The organism is Methylobacterium sp. FW102-HT35C08 (assembly GCF_058790235.1).
The window spans coordinates 4,986,795-5,011,044 of sequence record NZ_JBYTCL010000002.1 but is presented as its reverse complement, the minus strand read 5'-3'; the positions used below and the strand labels follow the sequence as shown (position 1 = coordinate 5,011,044).

The following is a 24,250-nucleotide window of genomic DNA, read 5'->3' as shown; positions in this document are numbered from 1 at the left end:
CCGCGCGGGCCGCCGGATCAGTGCGTCCGGTGAGAAGGCGAGGTGGGGCCGTGGCGCCCCGTCAGCGCTGGGCGAGCTGACGCGTGCCGGAGGCGGCGTCCTGCGGCCGGCCGCCCATCGCGACGGGTTCGGGCTGCACGAGGGTGCCGGGACGGATGCGCTGCAGCCCGTTGACCACGATGCGCTCACCACCCGCCAGACCGGAGGTCACGACGCGCAGGCCCTCGACGGCCCGGCCGAGGGTGACGACCCGGAACGCGGCCCGATTGTCCGCCCCCACCACGAGCACAAACTTCTTGTCCTGATCGGTGCCGACGGCCCGCTCGTCGACGAGCAGAAGCCGTCCGGGGGCAGCCTGACCGAGCCGCATGCGCGCGAACTGGCCGGGGATCAGGCGGCCGTCGCCGTTGGCGAAGGTCGCACGCACGCGGATCGTGCCGCTGCGGGCATCGACCTTGTTGTCGATGAACTGCAGATGCCCCTTGGCCTGTGTGCCGTCGGCGGTCGCCATCTCCACGGGGATGCGGTCGAGCTTGCCGCGCCCGCCCGCCGGCTCGGCGATCGAGGCGAGCGCCTTCAGGACGACCCCCTCGTCCGCGTCGAAGCTGGCATAGACGGGATCGACCGAGACCAGCGTGGTGAGCACGGGGGCGCCCGCGCCGGTCGCCACGAGGTTGCCCGGCGTGATCTCACGCCGTCCGACGCGGCCGCTCACGGCCGCGCGAACCTGGGTGTAGCCGAGGTTCAGACGCGCCGCTTCCAGCGCGGCCTTCGCGGCGTCCAGGCTGGCTTTCGCCTCCTTGAAGGCGTTGGCCCGGACGTCGAGGTCGCGCGCCGTGACGATGTGCTGGTCCGACAGTCTCTGTCCGCGCTCGAGGTCGCTCGACGTCATCGCGACGCGCGCCTCGGCACCCGCCACCTGTGCTTCCAGGCGCTGGACCTCCGCTGCGTAGGGTGCCGGATCGATAGTCACCAGCAGGTCGCCGGCCTTCACCAGTTCGCCTTCGGCGAAATGCGTGGCCTGAACCGCACCGCCGACACGGGCGCGCACGTCGATGCGGTCGACGGCCTCCAGACGCCCCGAGAACTCGTCCCAGAGGATCGCCTCCCGCGGTTCGAGGGTCGCGACCGAGGCCGGCATCGCCTGCTCGGCCGGCGGCGTGCCGGCGACCGCCTGCGTTCCGGACATCGGCCAGAGCGGGATCAGGTGGTAGGACGCCCCCGCCGCCGCGAGGGCGAGGCCGCCGCCGACGAGGCGCCGGAGGCGGGAACGGTCCGACGGAGAATGGCGCTGCGATTCCAAGGCTGCCCCCGACATATGTACAGGGCGCTACACATGTCGGCATGGACGCGAGGCGTCAAGTGACTTATCTACCACTCGATACAAAAGTTGGAGTTCGCGGACAATGGTGATGGGTCGGCCCCGGTCGTTCGACACGGACAAGGCCCTCGACGACGCGATGGAGGTGTTCTGGCGCCACGGGTACGACGGCGCGAGCCTCGCCATGCTGACGAAAGCGATGGGCATCAAGCCGCCGAGCCTCTACGCGGCCTTCGGCAGCAAGGAAGGTCTGCTCAAGGCCGCCCTCGACCGCTACGCGGAGCGGCGGTCCGCCCATATGGGCTACGTGCTTGCCGGCGCCACCGCCCGCGACGTGGCCGAGCGCTTCCTGAGCAGCATCGCGGAGAGCCATACCGATCCCGCCAACCCGCCCGGTTGCCTCCTGGTCCAGGGCGGGCTCGCCTGCGGAGCCGGCTCGGAGAACATCCCCTTCGAGCTCGCGTCCCGGCGCGCGCAGACGGAGACGGAACTCCGCGAGCGGTTCGTTCAGGCGAAGCAGGAGGGTGATCTCGCGGAGGATGCCGACCCGGCGGCGCTGGCGCGCTTCCTGTCGACAATCGCGTCGGGCATGGGCGTCCTGGCCTCCTCCGGGGCCGACCGTGACGCCTTGCGGGAGGTCGCGGGCGTCTCGCTCAAGGCTTTCGGCCAGAGCCAGGGGGGTTGAAGGCCCGCGGCCGTGCCGAGCGGGCTTGCGCCTCCCAGAGCCTGGCGCGGTCCCGGGGGCCGCTGTCGTGAGGCGAGACGCGTGAACCCGTAGAATGATGATGCGCGCATCGCGCTTCTGAGGACAGCTCATCCTACAAGAATTATGATATAGAGTATTGATGTTGCGATTTAATCGCGCGAACGAATAAGGTATTTCGGAATTTTATCAAGGTGCTAGCTCTGTATCGCGCGCCGGTGCCGGCGCGGCGATCAACGGGAGAGTGATCTTGCGGACCATCATCACCTTGGGCGTCGGCCTGTTCCTCGGCGGCGCGAGCCTCGCCTGTGTTCCCGCCTCGGCCGCACCCGTCGCTGGAAACGGTCTGGGAACGGTCGATACTCCGGTCACCCTCGCCCGCTTCGAGCATCGCGGTCGGCGGTCCTGGCATGGGCGCCATCATCACCGACGCTTCGTCCCGGGCCTGCACGGGCGCGGTCATCATCGGTTCTGACGCGGCCCACGCCACGCGGGACCGGAGACCGGCCCGCCATCGCGTGATGCGCTGAGAGGCGCATGCAGGGCCGCTCCCGACGGTCTCCTCGTCGAGGAGCGACTCCCGTCGATCCGGCCGCAGGAAGCGCCCCGTTGCGCAGGACTCGCCGATCCTCGATGAAGCCGGCATCCTCGGCATCATCTCCGCCCGACCGGGATTTGAAGATCTACCATCCGGAGAATGACGATACCGGGCTCGCATCACGGCGGGATCGGCTGTCCGTCCCACGCGAAGGTCTGACCGGAATCCCGGCTCTGCAGCCCGGACACGACCCGCAGCAGATGGGCCGCACTCGCGTCGGGCGTGAACACGCCGGGCGTTCCAGGCTGCGGGCGAAACGGGTGGGACAACGCCGTCCGCACGGTTCCGGGATGGAGACCGACGACGATCAACCCCGGGTGGCTGCGCGCCGATTCGACGGCGAGGGTGCGGAGGATCTGGTTCAGCGCCGCCTTCGACGCCCGGTAAGCGTACCATCCACCCAGGCGGTTGTCGCCGATCGAGCCGACGCGTGCCGAGAGAGCCGCAAACACACTGCGTTCGGTACGCGGCATCAGCGGCAGGAAATGCTTGGCCACGAGCGCGGGGCCGATGGCGTTCACGGCGAACACCCGGGTCATCGCGGCCGGATCCAGGGCGCGGATCGCCTTCTCCGGCGCGATATCCGGCCCGTGCAGCAAGCCGCTGGCGACGAGGACCAGCCCGACCGGTCCCGCCGCTCCGACCGCCTGGGCCGCAGCCGCGATGGAAGCCTCGTCCGTGAGGTCGACGGACAGGGATCGCACAGGTTCGGGTTGGGACAGCTGCGCGCGCGACAGAGCGAAGACGGGCTCGTTCATACCGCCTGCCGCGAGCGCCGCGACGAGGGCGCGGCCGATCCCGCCCGAGGCGCCGACGACGACCGCGCTACTCATGCTGCCCACCATCCCCCAAAGGACCCCGCACCGAAAGGTGTCCCCACGCCGCCAGCGTCTCCAGAGAGAGCCTCACGGGATCGGTCACGCGTACCGGCCGGCCGACGCCCGCGAACCCCGGACCACCGTCATTCGGATCGATCGTATACAGGGTGAAGCGTCGAGCTGTTCCGCATTCGGGACGGATCGTCATCAAGCCTGCAAGTCGGCATCAATATCGCGCTCGCCACGTGCGATGTGGACCAGCAGGCCCGGCCCGTGGTTCGCCTGTTCGCCGCGATCACCGGCCGGGACGGGTTCGACGCCCTGTCCCGCCGAGCACCGGACACGGCGCCGGTCGCGCCCCTCAGCCAAGCCAGCGATTCCTGGCCTCTGTCACGGGACGGGATGAGGGCCGCCCGCGACGGCACGCCCGGCCCGACGGCGCAGCGCCTCGTGCACATGGGTGGCGAGGAGCGCGACGAGCCGCATCTCGATGGTCTCCGTGCGCCCGTGCGCCTCCTCCCGGACGACGGCCTCCACGATCGCGTCCGTCTCCGCCTCCAGACCGGCCAATTCCGCCGCGTCGGCCTTGCGCACGGCCAACCAGATCTCCAGGAGGCGCATGACCCGCGTCGGCGGTCGCGGCGGCCGATAGCGGTGATGCAATGCCATACCGGTCGCGCTCAACGAGGCGATCGCGCTCGCCACCAGTCCGAGCCAATAGGCCACGCTCTGGGCTTGGTCGGACAAGCTCGGCAGGTTGCCCGACAGGTAGGCGGCCGCGCCCGGATGGATCGGCAGCGCCTGGGCCTTGTCGTCCGTGTCCGGCGCCTCGATCCCGCTGAGGTCATCGTCCATGGCGACGAGCTTCGGCTTGCCGGTCAGGACCTCCCGCGTGATCTCGCCGGCGAGCCAATCCGGCATTCTGCTGCGCGCGACGAGCCGGTGACTGACCGACAGGGTCGTGATGTCGTCACTGGGCGCCGGGATCGAGCCCACGAATGCGCCTTTGGGCAGGTCGATCGTGCTCAGGACCGGGTGCTCACGGGCAAGCGCGGCCGCCTCGTCGACCTCGAAGGTCCGCGGCGCACCGGAGCCCTTGCGCAGGGCCGTGTAGAGCGGCAGCCACACCTTGCCGGCGACGGGCGCGACGACGAAAACCGCGCCGATGCGATGGTGCCGTGCTGCGTCGGTCAGCTGATCCATACGCAGCACCGCGCGGCGCACGCTCTCGGGCGGGACGCCGTAATGCGTCAGGATGCGGTCGAGCAGGTGCGGGTCGAGCTTACGCCCATCCAGGAGCGCCACCGTTTCTCCGCGCAGCTTGGCGATGCTGTCGACGTGGCTGCCACCGGGCGCGACGAACACCACAGCGTCGCGACGGGTGATGACGAGCGTCTGTCCGTCCTGCGGAGCGGCATCGGCGCGCACGAGGGCGAGCTGGGCCTCACCCCTGTCCAGGGCCGCCGCAGTGCCCGACCGATCCGGTGCCAGGACGGTCCTGATCCGCACGCGCGGATGCTCGGCGGAGAACAATCCGATCAGGGCCGTGGCGGCCTGACGATCCTCGGTGCTCGTCTCGGCGATGGCGAGCTTGAGCTCGAACAGCCCGAGCAGGACATGCACGAGGATCGCGCCGGCTGCAGCGGCGATGATGACGGCCAGCGCAGCAGCGGGCGCGGCGTACCGCCGTCGCATCGCTCATCCTCCCCGACTACACCGTAGCATGCTCTGGGTCGGCCCGCCTCCGCGGACTTTGATCCGGTCCTGCGGGGATGGCGCGGGTGCGCTTTCAGGCCGTGCGGGACGTGCCATCCTGACGCCGATCTTCGGCCGGGGCGGCCTCCTCCCACTCGCGATCCTGCTGCGCGCGCAGAGCGGCACGGCGCGCCGCGACGACCTCGGCTTCGGTCGCGGGCGCGTCCATCGTCGCGTCCGCGGCGCGCGGAGCAGGTGCACCGTCCACGGCCAGGAAGCGGGCGAGCGTCGTGACGAGGCGATCCACATCGCCGGACATCACGACGCCTGTGCCGAGGAGGTCGCGGCGTGACCGGTCGGCGATATCCGCACAGGTCCCGCCCGACAAGCCGAGCGCCGCGATGGCGGCGGCGCTCAGCGGCAGACGGTCGACCGGCATCTCCCGCAGCCGTCCGAGTCTCCGCGCTCCGGTGGCCCCCTCCGTGTGCACATCGCGTGCGCCCGGCAGCCATCGGGCGATCTCGTTGAGGATGAACGTCCGAACCGCCGCGACGCGGACCGGACCGAACTTCCTGATCCCGCTGATCGCCTCCGGCGACGACTGGGCCAGATGAGCGAGATCCCGGTACCCGGCCTTGCGCAGACGGGCCCGCAGGGAGGCCGTCAGGAAGCCGCGGCCGAAACCCGCCGTCGCGAGATGCTGGAGCGTGTCGGGCGGCAGAGCCTCGAACAGCGGGAGCCGCGCGCTGACCTCGCCGAAAAGGCTATCGGACCTGACGGTGCGCAGGGATCGGCCGGGCATCATCGCCGCCGATAGGGCGCTTTCCGGATCTCCGCAACATTCGGCGAAGGCGGCCATTCCGGGTGCCCGCTCGTCCGCCCTCTGTCCGGCCGTGAACAGGCGCCATCGGCCGGACGCGCCCGTCCGCTCCCGACAGGGTCGGCCGGAAAGGCGGACGGGCTCCGAGCCTGTCCGAAACGGCTGGCGTGACCGTTGCACCCGGAGGTCCGCTTCGGCAGACAGCGCACGGGACATCCGTCCGGGCCGCCGGAGCGGATCGCGACCCCGAGAGGATCATGACCGACCAATCCGCAGGGGCGGTGGCGCCAAGCCCGGGACGTCGATGAAGGCGCGCGACGACGGGGATCGCGTGGGCGCGATCTGCCAGGCGCTGCGGCACGCCATCGTGGAACGGGCCCTGGCCCCCGGAGACCGGCTGCCCGAGGATGCCCTCGGCGAGCGGTTCGGGGTCAGCCGCACCATCGCGCGGCAGGCCCTGCTGCGGCTGGCCGGGGAAGGCCTGGTCGACCTGCGCCGTAACCGCATCGCCGTCGTGGCGACGCCGAGCTGGGATGAGGCGCGCGACACCTTCGACGTGCGCCTCGGCCTGGAGCGGCTCGTGGTCCGCCGCCTCGCCGGGCAGCTCAGCCCGGAGCAGCGCCAGGGCCTGCTGGACCAGATCGCCCGCGAGGAGGCCGCCCGGGGCGGGCCCGAGGCGCTCTCGATCCGGCTCGCCACGGAATTCCACCTGATGCTCGCCGAGATGACCGGCAGCGCCGTGCTGACCCGCTACGTCGCGGAACTCGGCTATCGCTGCGCCCTGATCCTGTCCCTCTACAGCCGCCCGCATTCCTCGGACTGCGCCGTCAACGAGCACCGCGACATCGTCGCCGCCCTGGTCGCGGGCGATACCGAGCGCGCCGCCGCGCTCATGGATCACCACCTCGACGCGGTCGCCGAACGGGCGCGCATCGTGCCCCCGGCCCCGCGCGAGCGCGATCTCGCGCGCCTGCTGGCGCCCTACGTCGCCGGCGGGGCCTGAGCGCGCGGCGTCAGGCCGTGAGGCCGTGCTTGGTCAGGAGGCGCTCGGCGCTGTCGTTCCAGACCTCCATGCCGACGATCAGCCCGTCGCGCACGGTGAAGCGGTCGACGTAGCGGTTGCCCTCGAACGGGGTGCCGTCCGGCCACGCGCCGTACAGGGTGCCGAGGCTGTAGACCGTGGTGACGCCGTCGCCCGGCACCACGTCCAGCCGCTCCATCCGCTTCTTCACCCAGGCGTAGCGCCCGGCATTGAAGGCCGTGACCTCGGACGGATGGTGGAACACCCGGGCGCCGGTGAACACGATCCGGGTGCCCGGCGCCATGTAGCGGGCGGCCGTCTCGGGATCCGGGACCATCGAGGCCTCGAGATAGGCGGTGACGTTGGCGGCGTCGCGCGCGGTCGCCGCATCGTGGTTCACGTCGGTCATGGCAGGCCTCCTGTCGGGCCAAGGTGCCGCAAAACCCACGAGAGTGCATGCAGGAAGTGTATGCACTTTGGCGCTGGATTGAGCACAGAATGCCTGCGGGGATACAATCATCGGTCCGTGCAGCTGCCGAATCGGCCAATTCCCGGTGGCATGGAGGTTGCGCTCGGCAGGCTGCGCCCCGCCCTCGGAGACACGCCATGGCCTCCTTCCTGCCCCCGACCCTGCGCCGCATCGCGGTGACGACGAGCGCCCTGCTCGGCCTCGCCGTCTCGACCGCGCAGGCGGCCGACACCGTCAAGATCGGCCTCGTGACCGCCCTGAGCGGCCAGTCCGCCAAGTCCGGCGAGGCGATCTCCCGTGGGATGAGTCTCGCCATCGACGAGATCAACGCCAAGGGTGGCGTCCTCGGGCGCCCCCTCGAGCTCGTGGCCCGCGACGACGAGGCCAACCCGTCCAAGGGCGTGCTGGCGACCCGCGAGCTGATTCAGCGGGTCGGCGTCGTCGCGGTGGTCGGCGGCCTCGACACGCCGGTCTCGATGGCGATCGTGCCGATCGCCAACCAGATGAAGGTGCCGTTCATCGGCCCCTGGGCGGCCGGCACCGGCATCACCCGCAACGGCGCCGCCGACAACTACGCCTTCCGCGTCTCCGCGGTCGACGCCCTCGTCGACGAGGCGCTGGTCGCCTACGCGGTGAAGACCTACGGGGCGAAGAAGCCCGGGATGATCCTCGTCAACAACGCCTGGGGCGAGTCGAACCAGAAGGGCCTCAAGGACGCCCTGCAGGCGGCCAACCTCCCGGCGGCGGGCATCGAGAAGTACGAGGCCAACGACGTCGACATGGTGCCCCAGCTGTCCCGGCTGAAGGAGGCCGGGGCCGACGCGCTGTTCCTGGTCGGCAATGTCGGCCCCTCGGCCCAGGTGGTGAAGTCCCTCGACCGGATGGGCTGGTCGGTGCCGGTCGTCTCGCACTGGGGCCCGGCGGGAGGGCGCTTCGACGAACTCGCCGGCCCGAGCGCCGGCAAGGTCCACTTCATCCAGACTTTCACCTTCGCGGGCAACGCGTCGCCGAAGGCGGGCGCGGTGCTCGACGCGCTCAAGGCCAAGTACCCGGCGATCAAGTCGATGGCCGACGTCACCCCCGCCGTCGGCATCGCCAACGCCTACGATGCGACACACCTGCTGGCGCTCGCCATCCAGGCCGCCGGCTCCACCGAGGGCCCGAAGGTGCGCGACGGCTTCTACAAGATCGGCACCTATCCGGGCCTGATCAAAACCTACGACAAGCCCTTCGCCCCCGGCCAGCACGATGCCCTGGGACCGAACGATTACGTGTTCACCCGCTTCAAGGACGGTGAGATCGTCGCGGTGACCAACTGAGCCCGGCGATGCTGACCTCCATCCTCGTCAGCGGCCTCGGCCTCGGCAGCATGTACGGGCTCGTCGCCCTGGGCTTCCACGTGACCTACGCGGTGTCGGGGACCGTGAACTTCGCGCAAGGAAGCGTCGTCACCCTGGGGGCGGTCCTGGCCTACGCGCTCGGCGTCACCCTCGGCTGGCCGACGCCCGCGGCGATCGTCCTGGCGCTCGCCGGCTGCGCCCTGTTCGGCCTCGTGGTCGAGCGGGCGCTGGTCCGCCCGTTCGTGGCGCGCGGCTCGGATGCGTGGCTGCTCGCGACGGTGGCGGGCGGCATCGTCCTCGACAACACCGTGCTGTTCACCTTCGGCAAGGAGCCGCGCAGCCTCCCCTCCCCGCTCGCGACCAAGCCGGTGGAGATCCTCGGGACCGGCATCTACCCGCTGCAGCTCGTGATCCCGGTGGTCGGGATCGCCCTGGCCTTCGCGATCCGCACGGTGTTCCGCCGGACCGATCTCGGCCGCGTCCTGCTGGCCGTGGCGCAGAACGCCGACGCCGCCCGCCTGATGGGGATCGACGTGCGCCGGACCGTGGCCTGCGCCTTCGCGCTCTCGGCGGTGCTGGCCGGCATCGCGGGCCTCCTGATCGCGCCGCTGTTCTCGGTCTCGGCCGAACTCGGCACGCTGTTCGGCATCAAGGCCTTCGCGGTGGCGATCCTGGGCGGCATCGGCTCCGCCACCGGGGTGATCCTGGCGGGGCTGCTCTACGGCCTCGTCGAGGCCGGCGTCACCGCGACCCTCGGCTCGACCTACACGCAGCTCGTGGTGTTCTCGGTGATCATCCTGGCCCTCACCCTGCGCCCCGACGGCCTGCTCGGCCGCGCCGCGGTCAACAAGGTCTGACGCGATGCCGTACCTGCGCTCGGCCCCGGCGATGCGGCTCGGCATCGCCGGCCTCACCGCCGCGGCGCTCGGCCTCGTCGCGCTGACCGCCGGCTACAGCCACTTCGTGATCGCCCTCGTGGCGCTGACCACGGTGGCGGGCGTCGGGCTCAACGTGCTCCTCGGCCTGACCGGGCTGATCTCCTTCGGCCAGGCCGGCTTCTACGCGATCGGCGCCTACGCGAGCGCGATCCTGACGCTCCACGGCGTCAGCTTCTGGCTGGCGCTCCCGGCGGCAGCCCTGATCGCGGCGCTCGTCGGCGGCCTCGTGGCGGTGCCGGCGATGCGGGTGAAGGGCCCCTACCTCGCCATGCTGACGATCGCCTTCGGCTTCATCGTCGAGCACGGGCTGATCGAGGGCGGCGCGCTAACCGGCGGCCAGAACGGCCTCGTCGTCACCGACGCGCCGACGCTTTTCGGCGAACCGCTCTCGCCGGCCGGCCTCGCGGTGCTGGCGGTGCTCGCCGCCGGGGCGAGCCTCGCCGGGTTCGACCTCCTCGCCCGCAGCCGCCTCGGCCGGGCGATGCGCGCCGTGCGCGACGCCGACGTCGCGGCCGCGGCGCTGGGCTTCGATCCGGTCCGGGTGAAGACCCTGGCCTTCGCGATCTCCGCCGCCCTGACCGGCCTCGCGGGGGCTGTCCTGCCGCCGCTGATGCTGTTCATCGCGCCGAGCTCGTTCCCGTTCTCGCAGTCGATCCTGTTCGTCCTCTCGGTGATCGTCGGCGGCGCCGGCACGGTGCTCGGCCCGCTCCTCGGGGCCCTCGTCACCGTGCTGCTGCCGGAGGCGCTGTCGGGCCTCGCCGAGTACCGCCTGCTGTTCTTCGGCGTCGCGACGCTGGCGGTGCTCTGGCTGGTGCCCTCGGGGCTGGTCGGCAGCCTCGCCCGGCTGCTGCCCCGCGGTCGCGGCGCGCCGGCCGCCGCGGAGGGCGGGGAGACGCCACTGCCCGGCACGGCGGCGCGCGAGGCCCTCGTCCTGGCGGGCATCGGCATCCGCTTCGGCGGCATTACGGCGGCGGACGGCGTCGACCTCACCGCCCAGCCCGGGGCGGTGACCAGCGTGATCGGGCCGAACGGCGCCGGCAAGACCACAGTGCTCAACATGGTCTCGGGCTTCTACCGCCCAAGCGCCGGGGCGATCCGGCTCGGAAACCGCGAGCTCGCCGGCCGGCCCGCGCACGTCGTCGCCCGGGCCGGCATCGCACGCACCTATCAGACCACGCGGCTGTTCGGCTCGCTGCCGGTGGTCGACAACGTCGCCCTCGGCTTCGCGCCGGGCCGGCTCTGGCGCCGCGCGCGGACGCAGGACCGTGAGACGGCCGCCGCGCTCCTGTCCTTCGTCGGCTACCGCGGCGCCCTCGACCGCCCGGCCGCCGAGCTGCCCCATGTCGACCGGCGCCTCGTGGAGATCGCCCGGGCGCTCGCCGGCAGCCCGACGGTGCTGCTCCTCGACGAGCCGGCCGCCGGCCTGTCGCGGGTCGACACCGACCGGCTGGCCCGGCTGATCCGCCGGATCGCCGACAGCGGCGTCGCGGTGGTGCTGGTCGAGCACGACATGCCGCTGGTGATGGGGATCTCCGATCACATCCTCGTCATGGATGCCGGGCGCCCGATCGCGCGGGGCACGCCCGCCGAGATCCGGCGCGACCCGGCGGTGCTGCGCGCCTATCTCGGCGGCGCCGACACGCCGGCCCGGCCGCGGAGCGCGCCGTGGCAGGGGCCGGCGGACGCCGTCCTCTCGGTCCTCGACCTGACCGCCGGCTACGGCGCCGCGCCCGTCCTCGACAGCGTCCACCTCGACGTGCGGCCGGGCGAGACCGTCGCCCTGCTGGGCGCGAACGGCGCCGGCAAGTCCACGGCGATGCGGGCCCTGGCGGGGCTGCTGCGCCCGGTCGCGGGATCGGTCGTGTTCGACGACCGGCGCATCGACGCGCTGCCGGCGCACCGGATCGCCCGCGGCGGCCTCGTCCTGGTGCCGGAGGGCCGGCAGGTCTTCCCGGAGCTCAGCGTCGTCGAGAACATCCGCCTCGGCGCCTTCGGGCGCGGGACGCCGATCGACCCGGCCGAGGTTGAGCGCCTGCTCGACCGGTTCCCGCGGCTGCGCGACCGCTCGGCAAGCCGGGCGGGCCTGCTCTCCGGCGGCGAGCAGCAGATGCTGGCCATCGCCCGCGGGTTGATGGCGCACCCGCGCATCCTGCTCCTCGACGAGCCGTCGCTCGGCCTCGCGCCGGCGATGATCAACGCCCTCTACGCCACCGTGGCCGAGCTGCGCGACGAGGGCGTCACCATCCTGATCGTCGACCAGATGGCGGCGCTGGCGCTCACGGTCGCCGACCGCGGCTACGTGCTGGAGCAGGGCCGGGTCGTCGCGCGCGGAACCGCCGCGGAACTGTCGGCGGACAAGGGGCTGGAAGCGGCCTATCTCGGTGCGGCGTAAGGGGGCTTGATGGACACGAATGCCGGACACGGCCGCTACGGCTACAGCGCCCTCCCCGACCGGCCGGTCTACGACTGGCCGGAGGGCAAGCGCCTCGCCGTCTATATCGGGCTGAACCTCGAGACCTTCGCGTTCGGCGAGGGCCTGGGCGCCGAGCTGGCGCCGGGCGGCCCGCAGCCGGACGTGCTCAACTACGCGTGGCGCGACTGGGGCAACCGGGTCGGCGCCTGGCGGATCGCCGCGATGCTGGACGAACTGGCGATGCCCGCGAGCGTGCTGGTCAACAGCAACCTCTACCGGGACTGCCCCGGGCTGATCGAGGCGTTCCGGGCGCGGGGCGACGAGATCGTCGGCCACGGGCGGACCAACGCCGAGCGGCAGGGAACCCTCGACGAGGCCGCCGAGCGGGCGCTGATCGCCGAGACGACGCAGATGATCGCCGCACAGGAGGGCCGCCCGCCGGCCGGCTGGCTCGGGCCCTGGATCTCGCAGTCGCGGGTGACGCCCGACCTGCTCGCCGAGGCCGGCTACCGCTACCTGCTCGACTGGGACCACGACGACCAGCCGACCTGGTTCGCGACGCGCGGCGGCCGGATCCTGACGGTGCCCTACCCGCAGGAACTCAATGACATCCCCGCGATCGTCGCCCGCAAGGAGACGGGCCGCCAGTTCGCCGACATGATCGTCGACGCCTTCGACGAGATGCTGGAGCAGGCGCGCTCCGCACCCCTGGTCATGGGTATCGCGCTCCACCCCTACATCGTCGGGCGCCCGCACCGGCTGCGGCCCCTGCGGCAGGCGCTCCGGCACATCGCCGACCGGCGCGCCGACATCTGGCTCACCACAGCCGGCGCCATCGCGGACCACGTCACGGCGCAGCCGGCCGAGGCCCGCTGACGCGGCGCGACCCCTCGCGCGGGCCGCCAAGGCGCGGCCCTGGCCGGACTGCCCGGCCGGCCTCACCGGGTTCCACACCCTGGTGCCGATCAGGCTCGACCCTGTCGCGGCCGGGCGCCTGGCGCCGCGCACATTCCCGCCTGGCGGGCGCCCGCCGTCAGCCGCCGCAGGTCTCCGCCACCAGCCACGTGGTGAGGATCGCGACGGCGTCGAGGAGGTCGTCGGTCGCCATGGCCTCATCGGGGTTGTGGCTGCCGTTGGCGTTGCGCACGAACAGCATGGCCATCGGCACGCCGGCCTTGGCGAAGGCGGCGGCGTCGTGCGAGGCCGGGCTGCCGAGGGGCCGGGTGGCGATGCCGAGCGCCTCCGCCGCCGCCGCGAGCCCGTCGCGGATCCGGGGCGAGACCGCGCCGACGCCCGCCTCGGCGCGGGGCCCGAGCGCCACCGCGACGCCGCGGCGCTCCGACACGTCGGTCACGGCCGCCAGGAACGCGGCCTCCAGCGTCGCGAGCACCTCGGCCGCGTAGGCGCGCATGTCGAGGCTGAACCGGAACTCGCCCGGGACGGTCGTCAGGCCGTGGGCCGCGGCATCGGTGTGGAACCGGCCGAAGGTGACGGCCATCGGGCAGCCGGCCGCCTCGTGCTCCGCCCAGACCCGGTCGAGGGCCAGGGCGATCTCCGCACCGGCCAGGGCGGCGTCGCGGCGGAAGCGGCGGGGCGTGCCGACATGGTCGTAGCGACCGGCGATGCGGACATCGGGGTAGCGGACGTTGCCGGGGATCCCGGTGCAGAGGCCGACCGGGATCCCCGCCTCCTCCAGGCTCGGCGCCTGCTCGATATGCACCTCCAGGAAGGCGTGGATCGCGGCGGCATCGCGGGCGGGCGGGCCGCTGCGCAGCGCCTCCGGGTCGCCGCCCTCCCGGGCGATGTGGGCGGCCAGGCTGAGGCCGCTGTCGATCCGGGCAGCGTTCAGCGCCCCGTCCGGCAGGGTTCCGAGGGCCGCCCGGCTGCCGATATAGGAGACCTGGAACCAGACGCTTTCCTCGGCGCGGATGCCCATGAGGGTGATGTCGCGCGCCGGGGTCAGCCCCATCGCGCGGAGCGCCGCGACGGCGGCAAGCCCGGCCACCACGCCGGCGGCGCCGTCGAAATTGCCGCCGTGGGCGACCGTGTCGAGGTGGGAGCCGATCAGGATCGGCGGCAGGCTCCGGTCCCGCCCCGGCAGCGTCATGGTGGTGTTGGCGGCCGCGTCCCGCCCGATTGCGAGGCCGAGATCGGCGGCGCAGCGCGTCACCACCGCGTGCGCCTCGGTCTCCTCCGGGCTGTAGGAGGCCCGCGTGAACCCGGGATCGGTCCGGCCGCACCGGGCGAGGTCGTCGAACAGCGCCTCCACCCGGCCGCGCTGCGCGCGGACCGCCGTGCCGACCGACGCTACCGTGTCCATCCCGCCGCTCCCGGTGCGCGGGTCCGGGGCGGACCGCGACGGCGCCACCCTGCCACTTCCGTGCCGGCGCGGCATCGGCTGGAGGCGCCCCGGCCAGCGCGGTCGTCCGTGCGCGGGCCGACACGGCCTCCAATTGACGCCGTCGCAGGATGCAGGCCTCCCGTCATCGCGCTCCGGGCGGCACAGGTTTGAGCCTCAATACGAGAATTTTGACGTTCTCGGCCCAGGACCGCCCGCGGCGCGCACAAATGCCGCCAATATGCGCAAGGCCCGCGCCGGCCTGCAGCCTCTTTGACCTTCCCGTCTCCCGGACCTCGGCCGACAATCGGGCGATCCATCCATGGGAGCTTCGGGGTCGATGACGCATCTCACGCGACGCGGCGTCTTGGGCACAGGCATCTCGGGCACGGCGACGCTGCTCGCGGCACCGGCCCTCATCCGCCCGGCCTCCGCGGCCGACACCGTCAAGCTCGGCTGCCTGTTCTCGTCGTCGGGCACGATGGCCAATCTCGAGGGCCGGCTGAACCACGTGGTCCGCATGGCCGCCGACGCGATCAACGGGCGCGGCGGCGTCAACGGCCGCCAGATCGAGGTGCTGACCTCCGATCCCGCCTCGGACTGGCCGCTCTACGCCCAGGTCGGCCGGCAGATGCTCCAGCAGGAGAAGGTCGCGGCCCTGTTCGGCTGCTGGACCTCCGTGTCGCGCAAGTCGGTGCTGCCGGTGGTCGAGCAGAATGACGGGCTGCTGTTCTACCCGCTGCATTTCGAGGGTGACGAGAATTCCAAGAACGTCGTCTACGTGAACTCGCCGCCCGCGAGTTCGGTGCTGCCGGCGGTCGATTACCTGATGGGCCCGGACGGGGTCGGGGCAAAGCGCTTCTTCATGATCGGCTCGGACTACGTCTGGCCGCGCACGATCAACAAGCAGCTCAAGGGCTACTGGAAGAGCAAGGGCATCCCCGAGAGCGCGTGGCGCGAGGAATACGTGCCGTTCGGCTTCTCGAACTTCCAGACCCTGGTGAACCAGGTCCGCAGCTTCGCCAGCCAGCCCGGCGGCCAGGCGATCGTGGTGCTCACCGTCGTCGGCTCCTCGATCCCCGACTTCCTGCGCGAATTCGCCAACCAGGGCATCAGCGCCACCGACGTGCCGATCCTCGGCCTCGACATGGTGGAGGCGGATCTCGAAGGACTCGATACGGCGAAGCTCGTCGGCCACCTGAATTGCTGGGCCTATCTCCAGGCCGCCAAGGGCGAGCGCAACCAGAAGTTCCTCGCCGACTGGGCCGCCTACGTGAAGGCCAAGAACGTCCCGTTCAGCGCCGACACGGTGATCGACCCGATGGTCTCGGCCTATGACAGCGTCCATCTCTGGGCGCTCGCCGCCGCCAAGGCCGGCTCCTTCGCGGTGCCGGAGGTGCGCAAGGCCTTCGCGGGCCTCAGCTTCGACGACCCGTCGGGCTACACGCTGACCATGACGGGCGAGAACAACTACGTCTCCCGCGGCGTGTTCATCGGCTCGGTCAACGAGAAGCGCGGCTTCGACGTCCTCTGGCAATCCCCGGACGCCCCGAAGCCGGTCCCGTTAAGCCCCTATGGCTGATCCGCTCCGCGCGCTCCTGGCCCTCTGCTGTCTCGCGCTGCTAACGGTTCCGGCCTCCGCCGCGCCCCTCGACCGGGCGGCCTTCGCGGCGGATTTGTGCGGTGACGGCGCCGCGCAGGTCCGCGGGGCCGAAGGCCTCGTCCAGGCCGGTAGCGACCTGACAGCGGACGATCTCGTCTTTGCCGGCGGACTCCTCGGCGCGCTGGCCGAGCGCCGTCTGGCCTGCCCGGCGGACGGCGCCGTCCTGCTCGACCGCCCGGGGGCGCCGGAGGGCCGCGACGCCGTCACCGGCGCGACGCGGCCGGCCGCGGAGACGCGCGCGCCGGTCCTCGGCCTGCGCCAGCGCGCCGCAATCGAGACCGCGCGCGGCACCGTCGCGCTGCTGACCGGCCCGGATCCGGCTGCCCGCGGAGCCGGTCTCGCGGTGCTGGAGCGCCGCATCGCCACCGTCCCGGCGGCCGTGCTCGACCGGGCCCGCGACGCGGAGACGGATGCCGCGCTGAAAGCGACCATCGCCGGGCTCGCCCAGGCGGCCGCCCTGTCGTCGCCCGATCCGGCCCGGCGCCGGGCGGCGATCGCCGCGGTGGCCGCGAGCCCGTCCGGGGCCGCGCAGGCACGGCTCGCGGCGCTGAAGGGCGATCCCGCCTACGCCGCCGATCCGGCCTTCCGGGCGGCGCTCGATGCGGGGCTCGCGCAGGTCGCCCGCGCGGTGGCGGTCGGCGACGGCCTCGCGGTCGTCTACAACGGCCTGAGCTTCGCCAGCATCCTGTTCATGGCGGCGGCCGGGCTCGCGATCATCTTCGGGCTGATGGGCGTCATCAACCTCGCCCAGGGCGAGTTCATCATGCTCGGCGCCTACGCCACCTACGGCGTGCAGGAAGCCTTCCGGCGCCTCGCCCCCGGCCTGCTCGACCTGTACCTGCTCGCCGCCATCCCGGTCGCCTTCGGGGCGGTCGCCCTGGTGGGGATCGTGGTCGAGGCGCTGATCCTGCGCCACCTCTACCGGCGGCCGCTGATGAGCCTGCTCGCCACCTGGGCGGTGAGCCTGTTCCTGGTGAACCTCGTCCGCGTGACGGTCGGCACCCAGAACCTGCAATTCGTGATGCCGGCCTATGTCAGCGGCGGCGTGCCCCTCTACGCCGATTTCGTCATGACCTGGAACCGGCTGTTCGCCATCGGCTTCGCGGCGGCGACCCTCGTCCTGACGCTCCTGATCCTGCGCCGCACCCCGCTCGGGCTCGACATCCGCGCCGTGACCCAGAACCGCGACATGGCCGCCTGCCTCGGGCTGCCGACCCGCCGGGTCGACCGCCTCGCCTTCGGGCTCGGCTCGGGCCTGGCCGGGCTCGCCGGGGTGGCTCTGTGCCCGATCTACAGCGTCAATCCCAGCATGGGCGCGGGCTTCATCGTCGACAGCTTCATGGTGGTGGTGCTGGGCGGCGTCGGCAGCCTCATCGGGACCCTGGTGGCGGCCCTCGGGGTCGGCGGCGCCAACGTGCTGATCGAGCCGATCTCCGGCGCGGTCGCCGCGAAGGTGATCGTGCTCGTCGGCATTATCCTGTTCCTGCAGCGCCGGCCCGAGGGCCTGTTCGCCGTGCGGCGGCGGCGATGAGCGGCGCCGTGCAGACCGCCCTCGCCGCCCCCGCCGGACCGGCGCGCCGCGCCGTGCGCGATCCCCTGGTCGCGGGGCTCGTCGGGCTCTGCCTCGCCGCCGCGGCGGGGCTCCTCGTGGCGCCCCCTGCCCCGTACCTCGTCAACGCCCTGGGCCAACTCGCGGCCTTCGCGATCCTGGCCGTGTCACTGGATCTGGTCTGGGGCTATCTCGGCATCCTCAGCCTGGGGCACGGGCTGTTCTTCGCGATCGGCGGCTATGTCTGCGCCATGCACCTGCTGGCCCACGGCGCCGCCGTCACCGGCGTGCTGCCGGACTTCGTGCAGTTCATGGGCTGGAAGAGCCTGCCGGCCTACTGGGCCGGCCTCGACCACGCGGCCTACGCCTTCGTCCTGGCCCTGGCGCTCGCCGGGCTCGTCGCCTTCGTGTTCGGGCTGGCCTCGTTCCGCTCGCGGGTCAACGGCGTCTATTTCTCGATCATCAGCCAGGCGCTCGTCTACGTCGCGATGCTGCTGATGTATCGCAACGATACCGGGCTCGGCGGCAACAACGGGATGACCGGCTTCCCGCTGCTGTTCGGCTGGCCGATGGGCTCACCGGGCGTGGTGACCGGCCTCGCGGTCGCCGCCCTCCTGACGCTGGCGGCTTTGCTCGTCGGCGCGCGGCTCCTCGTCGGGAGCGCCGTCGGGCGGCGGATGCTCGCCTGCCGCGACGACGAGACCCGCCTGCGCACGCTGGGCTACAGCACCACCCGGCTGAAGCTCGGGATCTGGTGCCTCTCGGCCATGATCGCGGCGCTCGCCGGCATCCTCTACGTGCCGCAGGTCGGCATCATCAACCCGCGGGTGCTGGCGCCCGACCTGTCGATCGAGATCGCCGTCTGGGTGGCGATTGGCGGCCTGGGCCGGCTCGGCGGGGCGGTGATCGGCGCGATCCTGGTCAACGGCCTGAAGTTCTGGCTCAGCGCCGCGATGCCGGAGGCGTGGCCGTTCATCCTGTCCGGGCTGGTGCTTCTCGTGGTGCTGGTCCTGCCGAACGGGCTCCTCGACCTCGTGGGCTGGGGCCTGCGCCCGACCTGGCTGCGGAGGCCCCGATGAGCGCCCTCGTGGTCGACGCCCTCACCGTCGCCTTCGGCCGGTTCACGGCCCTCGATGCCGTGTCGCTCGCCGTCGATCCCGGCGAGGTCCGGGCCGTGATCGGCCCGAACGGCGCCGGCAAGACCACGCTGCTCGACGTGATCTCGGGCGTCACCAAGCCGGTCTCCGGACGGGTGATGCTCGGCGACCACATCGACCTGACCCAGCGCTCCGAGGCCGAGATCGCGAAGGCCGGCGTGCGGCGGAAGTTCCAGAAGCCCAGCGTCTTCCCGGCGCTCACCGTGCGCGAGAACCTGGAGATCGGCTGCGGCCCCGCCCTCAGCCCGCGCGACCGCCCGGCGCGCATCGCCGCCGTGCTCGGCGAGATCGGCCTCGGCCCCCGCGCCGAGGTGCCGGCCGGCAGCCTCGCACACGGCGAGAAGCAGTGGCTGGAGATCGGCATGGTGCTCGCCGCCGAGCCGGCGCTGCTCCTCCTCGACGAGCCCGTCGCCGGGCTCTCCGACGCCGAGACCGCCCAGACCGCCGCGCTGATCCGGAGCCTTCGCCGGCCGGACCGGGCGATCCTGGTGATCGAGCACGACATGGGCTTCGTCGAGGCCATCGCCGACCGGGTGACGGTGCTGCACGAGGGCCGCACGCTCTACGAGGGCAGCATGGCGGGCGCGCGGGCCGATGCCCGGGTGATCGAGGTGTTCCTCGGCCGATGACGCACGCATCCCGACCCGCAGGCCTCGCCGTCGAGGGGCTCGACCAGCATTACGGCAGCGCGCAGGTGCTGCGCGGCATCGGCCTCGCCGTCGAGCCGGGGGCCTGCCTCGCCGTGCTCGGCCGCAACGGCGCCGGCAAGACCACGCTGCTGCGCTGCCTCACCGGCCTGATCCCGGCAAGCCGCGGCCGGATCGCCCTCGACGGGACCGAGCTGACGCGCCTGTCGCCCGACCGGCGCGCCCGCTCGGGCCTCGCCTACGTGCCGCAGGGCCGCGAGATCTTCCCCGATCTCACCGTCGCCGAGAACCTGCGGGTGGCGGCCCGGGCCCACGGGCTGGAGCGGACCGAGGCGGTCGACGAGGCCGTCGCCCTGTTCCCGGCGCTTCGCGGCCTCTGGCACCGCCCGGGGGGCAACCTCTCGGGCGGCCAGCAGCAGCAGCTCGCCATCGCCCGGGCGCTCGCCACCCGGCCCCGCGCGCTCCTGCTCGACGAGCCGACCGAGGGCATCCAGCCCTCGATCGTCGCCGCGATCGAGACGGTGATCGCCGGGCTCAAAGGCCGGATCACCGTGCTGCTCGTGGAGCAATACCTCGATTTCGCCCTCCGGGTCGCCGATGCCGTGGTGGTGCTGTCCCGCGGCAGCGTCGTCGAGCGCGGCGATCCCAAGGCGTTGAACCCCGAAGCCCTCACCCGTCACATCGCCGTCTGACATCCGCACAGGAGCCGCCGTGCCGACCCATCACGAGATCCCCGCGACGCCCGAGACCATGGTGCTCGGCTATTTCGACGCCGCGCTGCCGCCCGTCCTCACCGTCGCGTCCGGCGACACCGTCACCCTGCACTCGCATCCGGCGGGCGGGCGCGAGTCCCTTCACCCCGATCCGGCCCGCGTTCCCGCCGACCTGCTCCACGCCCTCGACACCCTGGAGCGCGGTCCCGGCCCGCACTTCGTCACCGGGCCGGTCCACGTCGCGGGCGCCGAGCCTGGCGACATGCTGCAGGTCGACATCCTCGACCTGAAGTTCCGCCTCGATTGGGGCTTCGTGTCGATCCTGCCGCTCCTCGGCACCCTGCCGGACGAGTTCACCGAGTACGAGACCGTCCACGCCGACATCGACACCGCGCGCGGCCTCTGCCGCCTGCCCTGGGGCACGGAGCTGCCCCTCGACCCGTTCTTCGGCATCATGGGCACCGCTCCGCCCGCCGCCTGGGGCCGGGTCGGCAGCCCGGTGCCCCGCGCCTTCGGCGGCAACATGGACAACAAGGAGCTGCGCGTCGGCACCACCCTCTACCTGCCGGTGTTCAACCCCGGCGGCGGCTTCTACGCGGGCGACGGCCACGGCGTGCAGGGCGACGGCGAGGTCTGCATCACCGCCCTGGAGACCGGGCTGACCGGCACGTTCCGGCTGACCGTCCGCAAGGACATCCCGGGCGCGTGGCCCTTCGCCGAGACGCCCACCGACCTGATGTCGATCGGCCTGCACGAGAGCCTCGACGAGGCGATGCGCCAGGCCGTGCGCGAGATGGTGCGCCTCGTCTGCGCCCGGACCAGCCTGACCCGCAACCAGGCCTACATGCTGTGCTCGCTCGCCGGGAACCTGCGGATCACCCAGACGGTGGACGGCAACAAGGGCGTCCACATGCTGATGCCCAAGACAGCCCTGGCGTCGTCCGGGGCCGCCTGAGCGCGGTCTTGGCCGACCCCTCCGTCCTCGCGCGCGGCGCGACGACGGAGCGGGACACCGCACCCGACGCATCCAGCCGGAGACCGCCTCAGTTCGCGCTGCGTCCGAAGGCGAACCGGCCGACACAGGCTTGGGCGCCGCGATGGTGCGGCGGCTGGCGCAGGCTCGCGCGCTCCGTCGTGGCCGGCGCCCCGCGCCCCGGCTGGACGAGCAGGGCTGCCCGAAGCCGCAGCACCTCCGCCCGGAGGCCGGCATTCTCCCGCTCGACCTGATCGAGCCGGGCCACACCGGCGGGCTTCAGGCCGCCGAGGCGTCTTCGCCAGCGATAGAAGGTGCCGAGCGAGACCCGGGCGCTCGCGCAGATCTCGGCGATGGGGATGCCGCGCGCGGCCTCGTCGAGCAGGAAGGCGATCTCCTCATCCGTGTGCAGGGATCGACGCATGCAGGATCTCCCGGTTCGGCAGCCTTGAGTCCACTCCGCGGCCGAGTTGCGAGCAAGAAGCGGACCGGAGACGCGGCGCGGGTGACGGTTCCGTGCTGCGCAGCCCGCGATCCGGGCTGGCGGGCGCCGATCCGTTGACAGGCGTCCGGCGCCGCGGCAGGGCGGCCGAGGATCCGCGCGGCCGCAGCCCGCGACCGCCGAGGAGGAGAATCCGCCATGCCGTCAGGCGCGTCGAACCGGGCGGGGGGGGATGGGCCGGAGCCGGCGCGCGAACCGGTCCTGTCGCAGGATCCGCACGCCGTCCGCGAGCCGCGCGAGAACAACCTCGAACGGGCGATCGGCCACGCGGTGCGCGAGCGCCGGAAGCGCCTGGGCCTCACCTCCGCCGACCTCGCCGCGGCCACCGGCCTGTCGCCCGGCATGCTGTCGAAGATCGAGAACGGCAACATCTCGCCGTCCCTGACGACGCTGCAGCTGCTCGCCCAGGCGCTCGGCATGCCGATCACCGGCTTCTTCCGGCGCTACGAGGAGGTCCGCAACGCGGTCTTCGTCAAGGCCGGCGAAGGCGTCGAGCTGGAGCGGCGCGGCACGCGCGCCGGGCACCAGTACAACCTGCTCGGCCACATTTACGAGAACACCAGCGGGGTCACGGTCGAGCCGTACCTGATCACGCTCACGACCGATTCGGACGTGTTCCCGACCTTCCAGCACGCCGGCCTGGAGTTCCTCTACATGCTGGAGGGCGAGGTGCTGTACCGGCACGGGGACCGGCACTTCCACATACAACCGGGCGACAGCCTGTTCTTCGACGCCGACGCCCCGCACGGGCCGGCGGAGCTCTTGGTGCTGCCGGCCCGCTATCTCTCGGTGATCGCCTACCCGCAATCCGGCAGCACCGACTGACCCGCCGCAATTCTTGGGAAGAAATTTTATTTCCTGACAGTTGATTTTTGCGGGCGAGGCCGCCTATCCTCCGGGCGAACCCGCGACGGAGGTGGTGCCATGTGCGGCATCGTCGGATTGTTCCTGAAGGACCCCGCCCTGGAGCCGCAGCTCGGCGCGCTGCTCGCCGACATGCTCGTCACCATGACGGATCGCGGTCCGGATTCGGCGGGCCTCGCGATCTACGGGCCGCCGACGCCCGGCCTGTCGAAGATCACCGTGCAGTCGGCTCAGGCCCTGGCGGATTTCCCCGCCCTGGAGCAGCGCCTGGCGGAGGTGTCCGGCGGCTCGGCGCGGGTGGCGGTGAAGAGTTCGCACGCGGTGATCACCGTGGCGTCCGACCGTCTGGACGCGACGCGGGATGCCCTGAAGGGCCTTTCGCCCGATCTGCGCGTGATGGGCGCGGGCGAGAGCGTCGAGATCTACAAGGAGGTCGGCCTGCCGAAGGATGTGGTCCAGCGCTTCGGCATCGCCGGGATGTCCGGCACCCACGGCATCGGCCACACCCGGATGGCGACGGAATCGGCCGTGACCACGATGGGCGCGCACCCGTTCTCCACGGGCGCCGACCAGTGCCTCGTCCATAACGGCTCGCTGTCGAACCACAACAACCTGCGCCGGAGCCTGGCGCGCGACGGTATGGTGTTCGAGACCCAGAACGATTCCGAGGTCGCGGCCGCCTACCTCACCACCGCGATGGCGCGGGGCCGGGACCTCGGCGCGGCGCTCGCGGGGGCGCTGGAGGATCTCGACGGGTTCTTCACCTTCGTGGTCGGCACCAAGTCCGGCTTCGGCGTGCTGCGCGACCCGATCGCCTGCAAGCCCGCGATCATGGCCGAGACCGGCCAATACGTCGCCTTCGGCTCGGAATACCGGGCGCTGGTCGGACTGCCGGGGATCGAAACCGCCCGCGTGTGGGAGCCCGAGCCGGCGACCGTCTACTTCTGGGATCAGCGGCAGGCCGCCTGAGCCGCCCCGCGTCCCGCCCATCACGGATCTCGTCCACGGATCTCGCCCATGCCCGTCTTCGATCTGGCGGCGACGCCCCTGCGCGCCCTGAACCAGGCCCTCCACGGCGTCGCCCCGGGCGCCAACGACACCGCCTTCGAGGTGCTGAACCCGCGCGGGCAGCACGCGGTGGCGGTCGGGATCGACGGGCCGGTCACCGTCACGGTGCGCGGCTCGGTCGGCTATTACTGCGCCGGCATGAACGATGGCGGCACCGTCACGGTGCAGGGCTCGGCCGGCCCCGGCGTCGCCGAGAACATGATGTCCGGCACGGTCGTGATCGAGGGCGACGCCTCGCAATATGCCGGCGCCACCGGGCGCGGCGGCCTCCTCGTCATCAAGGGCAACGCGGCCTCGCGCTGCGGCATCTCCATGAAGGGGATCGACATCGTCGTGCACGGCTCGATCGGGCATATGTCGGCCTTCATGGGCCAGTCCGGCTCCCTAGTGGTGCTCGGCGATGCCGGCGAGGCTCTGGGCGATTCGCTCTACGAGGCGAAGCTGTTCGTCCGCGGCAGCGTTAAGAGCCTCGGGGCCGACTGCATCGAGAAGCCGATGCGCCCCGAGCACTTGGACCACCTCGCCGCCCTGCTCGACCGCGCCGGGGTGACGGACGTCCAGCCCGGAGAGTTCCGGCGCTACGGCTCGGCCCGCACGCTCTACAGCTTCAACATCGACAACGCCGACGCCTACTGAGCGG

Annotated in this window: 23 protein-coding genes; 16 read left to right on the top strand and 7 right to left on the bottom strand. The window is 72.2% G+C overall.

What is annotated here, in order from left to right:
* Positions 1 to 61: 61 nt before the first annotated feature.
* The gene (locus AC3WSN_RS23695; RefSeq protein ID WP_492541317.1) at positions 62 to 1,318 is read right to left on the bottom strand and encodes an efflux RND transporter periplasmic adaptor subunit; all 1,257 of its coding nucleotides are present in this window, start codon (positions 1,316 to 1,318) and stop codon (positions 62 to 64) included.
* A gap of 88 nt (positions 1,319 to 1,406) precedes the next feature.
* Between AC3WSN_RS23695 and AC3WSN_RS23690 the strand changes: the two genes are divergently transcribed.
* Both AC3WSN_RS23690 and AC3WSN_RS23685 read left to right on the top strand, forming a co-directional pair.
* Positions 1,407 to 2,006, top strand: a complete 600-nt coding sequence (locus AC3WSN_RS23690) for a TetR/AcrR family transcriptional regulator (protein ID WP_492541315.1) — start codon at positions 1,407 to 1,409, stop codon at positions 2,004 to 2,006.
* Between the two features lie 268 nt (positions 2,007 to 2,274).
* Positions 2,275 to 2,499 (top strand): hypothetical protein, encoded by a 225-nt coding sequence (locus tag AC3WSN_RS23685; RefSeq protein ID WP_492541313.1) that lies wholly within the window; start codon positions 2,275 to 2,277, stop codon positions 2,497 to 2,499.
* Between the two features lie 242 nt (positions 2,500 to 2,741).
* On the opposite strand, the gene AC3WSN_RS23680 is transcribed toward AC3WSN_RS23685, so the two are convergent.
* The 3 genes from AC3WSN_RS23680 to AC3WSN_RS23670 all read right to left on the bottom strand — a co-directional run bounded on the left by AC3WSN_RS23680 (position 2,742) and on the right by AC3WSN_RS23670 (position 5,937).
* Positions 2,742 to 3,455, bottom strand: coding sequence for an SDR family NAD(P)-dependent oxidoreductase (locus tag AC3WSN_RS23680; RefSeq protein ID WP_492541311.1), 714 nt, complete (start codon positions 3,453 to 3,455; stop codon positions 2,742 to 2,744).
* A 375-nt stretch (positions 3,456 to 3,830) separates the two neighbouring features.
* Entirely contained in the window at positions 3,831 to 5,135 is a 1,305-nt protein-coding gene (locus AC3WSN_RS23675; protein ID WP_492541309.1) for a TAXI family TRAP transporter solute-binding subunit, read from the bottom strand.
* Between the two features lie 94 nt (positions 5,136 to 5,229).
* Complete coding sequence (locus AC3WSN_RS23670) at positions 5,230 to 5,937, bottom strand: hypothetical protein (RefSeq protein ID WP_492541307.1); 708 nt, start codon at positions 5,935 to 5,937, stop codon at positions 5,230 to 5,232.
* A gap of 322 nt (positions 5,938 to 6,259) precedes the next feature.
* On the opposite strand from AC3WSN_RS23670, the gene AC3WSN_RS23665 reads away from it, so the two are divergent.
* Positions 6,260 to 6,958, top strand: coding sequence for a GntR family transcriptional regulator (locus AC3WSN_RS23665; protein WP_492541305.1), 699 nt, complete (start codon positions 6,260 to 6,262; stop codon positions 6,956 to 6,958).
* Between the two features lie 10 nt (positions 6,959 to 6,968).
* Here the strand turns inward: AC3WSN_RS23665 and AC3WSN_RS23660 are convergent, their stop codons facing one another.
* Positions 6,969 to 7,385 carry a nuclear transport factor 2 family protein gene (locus tag AC3WSN_RS23660; RefSeq protein ID WP_492541303.1) on the bottom strand — a complete coding sequence of 139 codons (417 nt, stop codon included), beginning with the start codon at positions 7,383 to 7,385 and terminating at the stop codon, positions 6,969 to 6,971.
* A gap of 197 nt (positions 7,386 to 7,582) precedes the next feature.
* Here AC3WSN_RS23660 and AC3WSN_RS23655 point away from each other — a divergent pair, with 197 nt between their 5' ends.
* Genes AC3WSN_RS23655 through AC3WSN_RS23640 form a run of 4 tightly spaced genes read left to right on the top strand, consistent with a single transcriptional unit; the run spans position 7,583 to position 13,012 of the window.
* Entirely contained in the window at positions 7,583 to 8,764 is a 1,182-nt protein-coding gene (locus AC3WSN_RS23655; protein WP_492541301.1) for an ABC transporter substrate-binding protein, read from the top strand.
* Between the two features lie 8 nt (positions 8,765 to 8,772).
* Entirely contained in the window at positions 8,773 to 9,642 is an 870-nt protein-coding gene (locus tag AC3WSN_RS23650) for a branched-chain amino acid ABC transporter permease (protein WP_492541299.1), read from the top strand.
* A 4-nt stretch (positions 9,643 to 9,646) separates the two neighbouring features.
* Complete coding sequence (locus AC3WSN_RS23645; protein ID WP_492541297.1) at positions 9,647 to 12,115, top strand: branched-chain amino acid ABC transporter ATP-binding protein/permease; 2,469 nt, start codon at positions 9,647 to 9,649, stop codon at positions 12,113 to 12,115.
* A 9-nt stretch (positions 12,116 to 12,124) separates the two neighbouring features.
* Positions 12,125 to 13,012, top strand: a complete 888-nt coding sequence (locus AC3WSN_RS23640) for a polysaccharide deacetylase family protein (RefSeq protein WP_492541295.1) — start codon at positions 12,125 to 12,127, stop codon at positions 13,010 to 13,012.
* 157 nt (positions 13,013 to 13,169) lie between these two features.
* Here the strand turns inward: AC3WSN_RS23640 and AC3WSN_RS23635 are convergent, their stop codons facing one another.
* Positions 13,170 to 14,456 (bottom strand): Zn-dependent hydrolase, encoded by a 1,287-nt coding sequence (locus tag AC3WSN_RS23635; RefSeq protein ID WP_492541293.1) that lies wholly within the window; start codon positions 14,454 to 14,456, stop codon positions 13,170 to 13,172.
* Between the two features lie 358 nt (positions 14,457 to 14,814).
* On the opposite strand from AC3WSN_RS23635, the gene AC3WSN_RS23630 reads away from it, so the two are divergent.
* The 6 genes from AC3WSN_RS23630 to AC3WSN_RS23605 are packed head-to-tail and all read left to right on the top strand — an operon-like array spanning position 14,815 to position 21,158.
* Entirely contained in the window at positions 14,815 to 16,056 is a 1,242-nt protein-coding gene (locus AC3WSN_RS23630) for a transporter substrate-binding protein (protein ID WP_492541291.1), read from the top strand.
* Positions 16,049 to 17,668, top strand: a complete 1,620-nt coding sequence (gene urtB / locus AC3WSN_RS23625) for an urea ABC transporter permease subunit UrtB (RefSeq protein WP_492541289.1) — start codon at positions 16,049 to 16,051, stop codon at positions 17,666 to 17,668. Before AC3WSN_RS23630 ends, urtB begins: the two co-directional genes overlap by 8 nt.
* Positions 17,665 to 18,765, top strand: a complete 1,101-nt coding sequence (gene urtC / locus AC3WSN_RS23620) for an urea ABC transporter permease subunit UrtC (protein WP_492541287.1) — start codon at positions 17,665 to 17,667, stop codon at positions 18,763 to 18,765. The genes urtB and urtC overlap by 4 nt, the downstream gene beginning before the upstream one ends.
* Positions 18,762 to 19,472, top strand: coding sequence for an ATP-binding cassette domain-containing protein (locus tag AC3WSN_RS23615; protein WP_492541285.1), 711 nt, complete (start codon positions 18,762 to 18,764; stop codon positions 19,470 to 19,472). The genes urtC and AC3WSN_RS23615 overlap by 4 nt, the downstream gene beginning before the upstream one ends.
* A complete protein-coding gene (gene urtE / locus AC3WSN_RS23610) occupies positions 19,469 to 20,182 on the top strand; it encodes an urea ABC transporter ATP-binding subunit UrtE (RefSeq protein ID WP_492541283.1) in 714 nt (237 codons plus the stop codon). The genes AC3WSN_RS23615 and urtE overlap by 4 nt, the downstream gene beginning before the upstream one ends.
* A gap of 19 nt (positions 20,183 to 20,201) precedes the next feature.
* On the top strand, positions 20,202 to 21,158 hold the full coding sequence (locus AC3WSN_RS23605) for an acetamidase/formamidase family protein (protein WP_492541281.1): 957 nt from the start codon (positions 20,202 to 20,204) through the stop codon (positions 21,156 to 21,158).
* Between the two features lie 88 nt (positions 21,159 to 21,246).
* Here the strand turns inward: AC3WSN_RS23605 and AC3WSN_RS23600 are convergent, their stop codons facing one another.
* The gene (locus tag AC3WSN_RS23600; RefSeq protein WP_492541279.1) at positions 21,247 to 21,600 is read right to left on the bottom strand and encodes a transposase; all 354 of its coding nucleotides are present in this window, start codon (positions 21,598 to 21,600) and stop codon (positions 21,247 to 21,249) included.
* Positions 21,601 to 21,816: 216 nt separating this feature from the next.
* On the opposite strand from AC3WSN_RS23600, the gene AC3WSN_RS23595 reads away from it, so the two are divergent.
* The 3 genes from AC3WSN_RS23595 to AC3WSN_RS23585 all read left to right on the top strand — a co-directional run bounded on the left by AC3WSN_RS23595 (position 21,817) and on the right by AC3WSN_RS23585 (position 24,246).
* The gene (locus AC3WSN_RS23595) at positions 21,817 to 22,503 is read left to right on the top strand and encodes a helix-turn-helix domain-containing protein (RefSeq protein WP_492541277.1); all 687 of its coding nucleotides are present in this window, start codon (positions 21,817 to 21,819) and stop codon (positions 22,501 to 22,503) included.
* A 99-nt stretch (positions 22,504 to 22,602) separates the two neighbouring features.
* Positions 22,603 to 23,511 carry a class II glutamine amidotransferase gene (locus AC3WSN_RS23590; RefSeq protein WP_492541275.1) on the top strand — a complete coding sequence of 303 codons (909 nt, stop codon included), beginning with the start codon at positions 22,603 to 22,605 and terminating at the stop codon, positions 23,509 to 23,511.
* Positions 23,512 to 23,559: 48 nt separating this feature from the next.
* The gene (locus AC3WSN_RS23585; RefSeq protein ID WP_492541273.1) at positions 23,560 to 24,246 is read left to right on the top strand and encodes a protein GlxC; all 687 of its coding nucleotides are present in this window, start codon (positions 23,560 to 23,562) and stop codon (positions 24,244 to 24,246) included.
* Positions 24,247 to 24,250: the final 4 nt, after the last annotated feature.